The sequence below is a fragment of the Nocardia sp. NPDC002869 genome (assembly GCF_046764065.1).
GTDB lineage: Bacteria > Actinomycetota > Actinomycetes > Mycobacteriales > Mycobacteriaceae > Nocardia > Nocardia rhamnosiphila.
This window is the reverse complement of record NZ_JBKOOL010000225.1, coordinates 1-7391: the sequence shown is the minus strand read 5'-3', so window position 1 is coordinate 7391 and position 7391 is coordinate 1. Positions and strand designations below refer to the sequence as shown.

Here is a 7391-nt window from a genome sequence, read left to right as displayed (position 1 = left end):
GGTGCTGGCGCCGCGGGAGCGGCCGGAGCGGGTGCCGTTGTCGCTGGCGCAGCAGCGGATGTGGTTCCTGAACCGGTTCGACGATCGGTCCGCGGCCTACAACATCCCGCTGGCGGTGCGATTGACCGGTGATCTGGACGTGGACGCCTTGCGCGCGGCCGTCTCGGACCTGGTGGCGCGGCACGAAGTGCTGCGGACCGTGTATCCGGAAGTGGACGGTATCGGCTACCAGCAGGTGCTGCCGGCCGGTGCGGTGGATATCGAGCTCGATCCCGAGCCGGTCACCGAGGCGGAACTGCCCGCCCGCATCCTCGAGTTGGCCGGGGTGCTCTTCGACGTCGTGGCCGAACTTCCGTTCCGGGTGTCGCTGCTGCGCCTGGACGAGCACAACTACGTGCTCCTCCTGGTCGCACACCACATCAGCGCCGACGGCTTCTCGCCGCGACCGCTGCTGCGGGACCTCGTCGTCGCCTACAACGACCGCAGCCGCGGTGTGGCCCCCGCCTGGGAACCGCTGGCGGTGCAGTACGCCGATTACACGCTGTGGCAGCGCGAGGTGCTGGGCTCGGAGGACGATCCCGAATCGGTGGCCGCCGAACAGATCGCCTACTGGCGCGAACAGTTGCGGGATATGCCCGACCGGCTGGACCTGCCGGCCGACCGTCCGCGCCCGGAGATCTCTTCCGATTCCGGCGCGGCCCACGATTTCGTGGTCGATGTCGAACTGCGGACCGCTCTGGAGAGTTTGGCCCGGTCGCACGGCACCACACTGTTCATGGTGGTGCATGCCGCGCTCGCCGCTTGGGCGAGCCGGATGTCCAGCAGTTCCGATATCAGTATCGGAACCCCGATCGCCGGTCGCGGCGAACAGGCGCTCGACGATCTGGTCGGTATGTTCGTCAACACCCTGGTCCTGCGGACCGAGGTGGCCCCGGGTACGCCGTTCACCGAACTACTGGCCGAGGTGCGCCGCACCGACCTCGCCGCCTTCGCGAACGCCGATATCCCGTTCGAGCGGCTCGTCGATATCCTCAACCCGCGCCGTTCGCGGGCGCATCACCCGTTGTTCCAGGTCGTGCTGGCCTTCGAGGCCGCCTCGGTGGCGGACACGGCGGCGGTATCGCTGCCCGGGCTCGACCTCGGTGTCGTCGACTTCCAGACCGGCCAGTCGAAGTTCGATCTCCAGCTGACGGTGGGCACCGGGGGGGCCGCCGACGGCGGCCTGCGGATGCAGTGGGCATACGCCACCGATCTGTTCGATCCGGAGACCGTGGCCGGTTTCTCCGATCGTTTCCTGCGCATTTTGCGCGCGATCGTCCGGGAGCCGGCAACAGCGGTCGGCGATATCGATCTGCTCGCCGGCACCGAGCGCCTCGATGTGACACAGCGCTGGGCGGAATCTCGTGCGGATGCCCGCCCCGGCGTGTTCAGCGTCGACGGCGTGGCGCTCGACGACCCCGAGACGGCCACCCTGGCCGGGCTGTTCGAGGCGGCCGCCGGAGAGCATCCGCACCGGACCGCCGCGAAGTACGAGGGCGATCAGCTCACCTACGCCGAACTGGAGCGCCGGGCGAATGTGCTGGCGCGCCGGTTGATAGACGAGGGCGCCGGACCGGAGGACCGGGTCGCGGTGCTGTTGCCGCGATCGCTGGATCTGGTGGTCGCCCTGCTCGCGGTGATCAAGTCCGGTGCCGCGTACGTGCCGGTGGATCCGGATTCCCCCGCCGATCGGATCGCCTACATACTCCAGGACGCGCGTCCCGCGACCGTGGTACTGGATTCCTCGGTGCGGGTGAACCTGCCCGGCGGTATCTCCCGTGTCGTGGTGGACGGTTACGCCGTGGAGGCCGGCGATATCGAGGACGCCGACGACGGTCCGGTCACCGACGCCGATCGCCTGGCGCCGTTGCGTCCGGACAACACCGCCTACGTCATCTACACCTCCGGGTCCACCGGCCGCCCCAAGGGCGTCGCGGTGGCGCACCGCAGCGTGGTGCGGCTGTTCGCCAATACCGAGCGCGAGTTCGGGTTCGGCCCCGAGGACGTGTGGACCCTCTTCCACTCCTACGCGTTCGACTTCTCGGTCTGGGAGCTGTGGGGACCGCTGCTCTTCGGCGGCACCCTGGTGGTCGTCGACTACTACACCTCGCGCTCGCCGCAGCAGTTCCTGGAACTGCTGCGCACGGAGCGGGTCACCGTGCTGAACCAGACGCCGTCGGCGTTCTATCAGCTGGCCGAGGCGGACCGCACCGCGGAAGCGGAACGTCCGCTCGCGCTGCGGTATGTCGTATTCGGTGGTGAGGCACTGGAACTGCGCCGGCTCTCCGATTGGATCGCCCGGCACGGCGACGGTTCGACCGGACGCACCATCCAGATCGGCGACCGGGAAACCGCCTCGCCGGTGCTGGTGAACATGTACGGCATCACCGAGACCACCGTGCACGTCGCCCACCGCGCGCTGGACGCGGAGACCATCGCCGAGGCCACCGGTAGCGTGATCGGCCGGGCGATCGCCGGCCTGAAGATCTACGTACTGGACAGCCGGCTGCGGCCGGTGCCGGTCGGGGTGACGGGCGAGTTGTACATCGGGGGCGGGCAGCTCGCCCACGGTTATCTGGATCGCCCGGATCTCACGACGGCCCGTTTCGTGGCCAATCCGCTGGCCGAGCCCGGTTCACCCGGGACGCGGCTCTACCGCTCCGGTGACCTGGCGCGCTGGAACCGTTCCGGCGAACTCGAATACCTGGGCCGGGCCGACGACCAGGTCAAGGTGCGCGGCTTCCGGATCGAGCTCGGTGAGATCGAGGCGGCGGTGCTCGCGCAGCCGGATATCGCGCAGGCCGCGGTCATCGTCCGCGAGGACAATCCGGGCGATCACCGGATCGTCGCGTACGTGGTGCCGGAGACCGAGCGCGCGCCCGATACAGAAGCGATCCGCGACGGTGTCGGTCAGCGGGTGCCCTCCTACATGGTGCCGTCCGCGGTGGTCGTGCTGGACCGGATTCCGTTGACCATCAACGGAAAGCTGGATCGCCGGGCCCTGCCCGCGCCGGTGTTCGAATCGGGTGGTTCCCGCGCGGCGTCGACCCCGATCGAGGAGATCGTGGCCGGGGTCTTCGCAGAGGTTCTCGGTACCGAACGGGTCGGCGCCGACGACGATTTCTTCGCCCTCGGTGGCAACTCGCTGATCGCGACCCAGGTCGCGGCCCGGATCGGGGCCGCACTCGATACCCAGGTCCCGGTGCGGATGCTGTTCGAAGATTCGACGGTGGCCGCGCTCGCGGCCCGGGTGGAACAGCAGGCCGGCGCCGGCGGGCGTCCCGTTCTGGTCGCGCGTCCCCGGCCCGAACGCCCGCCGCTGTCGCAGGCACAGCAGCGGATATGGTTCCTCAACCGCTTCGAACCGGAGTCCGCGGTCGACAATATTCCGCTCGTACTGCGGCTCACCGGCACCGTCGATATGACGGTGCTGCTGCAGGCGGTGTCCGATGTGATCGCCCGGCACGAATCCCTGCGCACCGTGTACCCGGCCCACGAGGGCATCGGCTACCAGCAGGTGCTGCCGCCGGACCGCGCGGTTCCGGAGGTGGAGATCGTCGAAACGCACCGGGCCGCGGTGTCGGGTGCCGAACTCAGCGGCGACCTCCTCGCGTCGATCGCCGAATTCGGTTTCCGCGGCTTCGATCTGACCACCGAACTGCCGGTTCGGCTGCGGGTCTACCGCCTGACCGAGGACGACTACGTGCTGGCCGGTGTGGTGCACCATATCGCCGCCGACGGTTTCTCGATGCGGCCGCTGAGCCGTGACCTGATGATCGCGTACTCGGCGCGTTCGGCCGGCGCGGCCCCGGACTGGGAGCCGATGGCCGTGCAGTACATCGACTACGCGATGTGGCAGCGCGAGGTACTCGGGTCCGATGACGATCCGGCGTCGCTGGTCTCCCAGCAGCTGGACTTCTGGCGGGCCGAACTGGACGAACTGCCCGACGAACTCCGGCTGTCCAGCCGGCCCCGGCCGGCGGTCGCCGGCGAACGGGCGGCGACACACCGGTTCGTCGTGCCCGGTGCGGTGATCGACGAGTTGAACCGGGTCGCCCAAGCGCAGGGCGTCACCTTGTTCATGCTCGTGCACAGCACGTTCGCCACCTTGCTCGCCCGCCTCAGCGGTACCGACGATATCGCCATCGGTATTCCGGTCGCCGGCCGCGGCGATCGGGTGCTCGACGAGTTGATCGGCATGTTCGTCAACACGCTGGTGTTGCGGACCCGGGTCGATATCGGCGTGCCGTTCACCGAGCTGCTCGCGCATGTGCGCGATCGCGATCTGGCCGCGTTCGCACACGCCGACGTGCCGTTCGAGCGGCTGGTCGAGGCCCTCAATCCGGTCCGTTCCCAATCCCGTCAGCCACTGTTCCAGGTGATGCTCGCCTTCCAAAACCTCGGCGATACCCGGCTGGAACTGCCTGGTCTGACGATGAGCGGGCTGGGTGTCGACATACCGACCACCAAATACGACCTGTCGCTCACCATGAGCGACGCGGTCGCCGGCGGGTCGGGCATGGACGCCGAGATCCTCTACGCCACCGACCTCTTCGACGACGACTTCATCTCCGAGTTCGGCCGGCGATTCGTGCGGGTGCTGCGCGCGGTGATCGCGGACGCGACGGTGCCGGTCGGGGATATCGAACTCATGGCCCCGGCCGAACGCGCCCTGGTGCTCGAGCGCTGGAACGCGACGGGCTTCCCGGTGGAGACCGCGCTCACCGAGACCCCCGGCAATGCCACCGCCACCCTGGTCTCCCTGTTCGAGGCGCAGGTCGCCCGGACACCGGACGAGGTCGCACTGACCTTCGAGGGGACGAATCTGTCCTACGCCGAGTTCGCGGGCCGGGTACATCGGCTGGCCCGCCGGCTCGTCGAGATGGGTGTCGGGCCCGAGGTGTATGTGGCGCTGGGTATGCAGCGGTCCTTCGATCTCGTCGTCGGTATGTACGCCGTCGTCGTGGCCGGCGGCGCGTACATACCGCTGGATCCGGAACAGCCGGTGGAACGGCTCGGGCATATCCTCGATACCGCGCATCCGGTGTGTGTGCTCACCGCCGGTGCGGACCTGGACCCGGTGATCGAGCGGCAGCTGCGTATCGATCGGCTGGACCTGTCCGAGTACTCCGAGGCTCCGCTCACCGATGCCGATCGGCTGCGGCCGTTGCGCTCGGCCAACACCGCGTACGTGATCTTCACGTCCGGTTCGACCGGCCGCCCCAAGGGCGTCGCGGTAGCGCACAAGGCGATCGTGAACTACCTGGTGGCCGCGCACGCGCGGTACGGGATGAGCGCGTCCGATGTCATGCTGCAGCGCGGTACGGTCACCTTCGACGCTTCGGTCCCCGAATTCTTCCTGCCGTTGCAGGTGGGCGCCCGGCTCGTCATCGCCCGCCCGGACGGACACCGTGACCCCGCCTATCTCGCCGGGATCATCGCCTCCGAACGGGTGACGACGGTGCAGTTCGTACCGTCGATGCTGTCGGTGATCATGGCCGACACCGGTCCCGACGCCTGGTCGAGTGTGCGCCACATCGTCGTCGGCGGCGAGGCGCTGCCCGTCGATCTCCCACGACGGTTGCGGAAGCTGACCAACGCCCGGCTGGACAATCTGTACGGGCCCACCGAGGCCACGGTCGACGTCATCTACCACGAGGTGACCGAGGCCGATACGGAGTCGGTACCGATCGGCGTCCCGGCTTTCAACACCCAGGCCTACGTGCTGGACGGCCGGTTGCGCCTGGTCCCGCCGGGGGTTCCGGGCGAGCTGTATCTGGCCGGCGCGCAGCTGGCGCGGGGGTACGTGGACCGCCCCGATCTGACCTTCGACCGCTTCGTGGCGAACCCGTTCGGCGCCGGCGTACGGATGTACCGGACCGGCGACCTGGCGCGCTGGAATTTCGATGGTGAGCTCGAGTATCTGGGCCGCACCGACTTCCAGGTGAAGCTGCGTGGTCTGCGCATCGAGCTCGGTGAGATCGAGGCGGCGCTGCTCGGTGTGGAGGAGATCGCCCAGGTAGTGGTGGTCATGCGCGCCGATGAGCACACCGGTGACCAGCTCGTGGCCTATCTCGTGCCGGAAACCGGCCGGGCGATCGATCCGGAGGCGGTGCGGTCCGCACTGCGTGCCGAACTTCCGGCCTATATGGTGCCCGCCGCCTTCGTGGTCCTCGACGCGTTCCCGATGAACGCGGCCGGCAAACTGGACCGCAAAGCGCTGCCGGCGCCGGTGTTCGAGGCGCGCGTGTTCCGGGCGCCGTCGACCCCGATCGAGGAGGTCGTGGCATCGACGTTCGCCGAGGTGCTCGGTCTGGAGCGCGTCGGTGCGGACGACGATTTCTTCGAACTGGGCGGTAACTCGCTGGTCGCGACCCAGGTCGCGGCCCGGATCGGGGCCGCGCTCGATACCCAGGTCACGGTGCGCGCGCTGTTCGAGGCCCCGACGGTGGCCGCGTTGGCCGTGCGGGTCGAGCAGGCCGGTGAGAAAGCACGTCCGGCACTGGTGGCCGGGCCGCGCCCCGAGCTGGTGCCGTTGTCGTACGCGCAGCAGCGGATGTGGTTCCTGAACCAGTTCGACACCTCGTCGGTGGCCTACAACCTGCCGATGGCGATCCGGCTCTCCGGTGAGCTGGACGTGGCAGCGCTGCGCGCGGCCCTGGCCGATGTGCTGCGCCGGCACGAATCGCTGCGCACCTACTTCCCGGAGCGTTCCGGAGTGCCGGTGCAGCTGGTCGTGTCTGCGGATCGGGTCGACCTTCGATTGGAGACGGTCGCGGTCACCGCGGACGAGCTGCCCTCCGCGGTAGCGGAGTTCGTGGGTATCGGTTTCGACGTGTCCGTGGCCCCGCCGTTGCGGGCTCGGTTGCTCGAGGTGACGCCGCGGGAATTCGTGCTGGTGGTGGTCGTGCACCATATCTCCGGCGACGGTTTCTCGATGGCTCCGCTGGCGCGGGACGTGATGACCGCGTACGCGGCGCGGGCCCGGGACCTCGAGCCGGGATGGAATCAGCTCCCGGTCCAGTACGCCGACTACACGCTGTGGCAGCGGCAGGTCCTGGGCGCCGAGGACGATGTGAATTCGCCGCTGGCGCGCCAGATCGCGTTCTGGCAGCGCACTCTCGACGGTGTTCCCGACGAGTTGGCGCTGCCGCTGGACCGGTCGCGTCCGGCGGTCGCGTCGCTGCGCGGCGCAACGGTGAGCGGTGAGTTGTCCGCCGAGTTGATTCAGGGCCTGGACGGTGTGGCGCGGGATCGCGGCGCGTCGATGTTCATGGTGCTGCACGCCGGATTGGCGGCGTTGCTGGCGCGGTTGTCCGGTAGCGACGACATCGCGATCGGTACGCCGATCG

At 68.9% G+C, this 7391-nt stretch carries 1 protein-coding gene; it reads left to right on the top strand.

Going from position 1 to position 7391, the window contains the following annotated elements:
- On the top strand, positions 1 to 7391 hold a 7391-nt coding region (locus ACLML9_RS26635; protein WP_411948090.1), incomplete at both ends, for an amino acid adenylation domain-containing protein.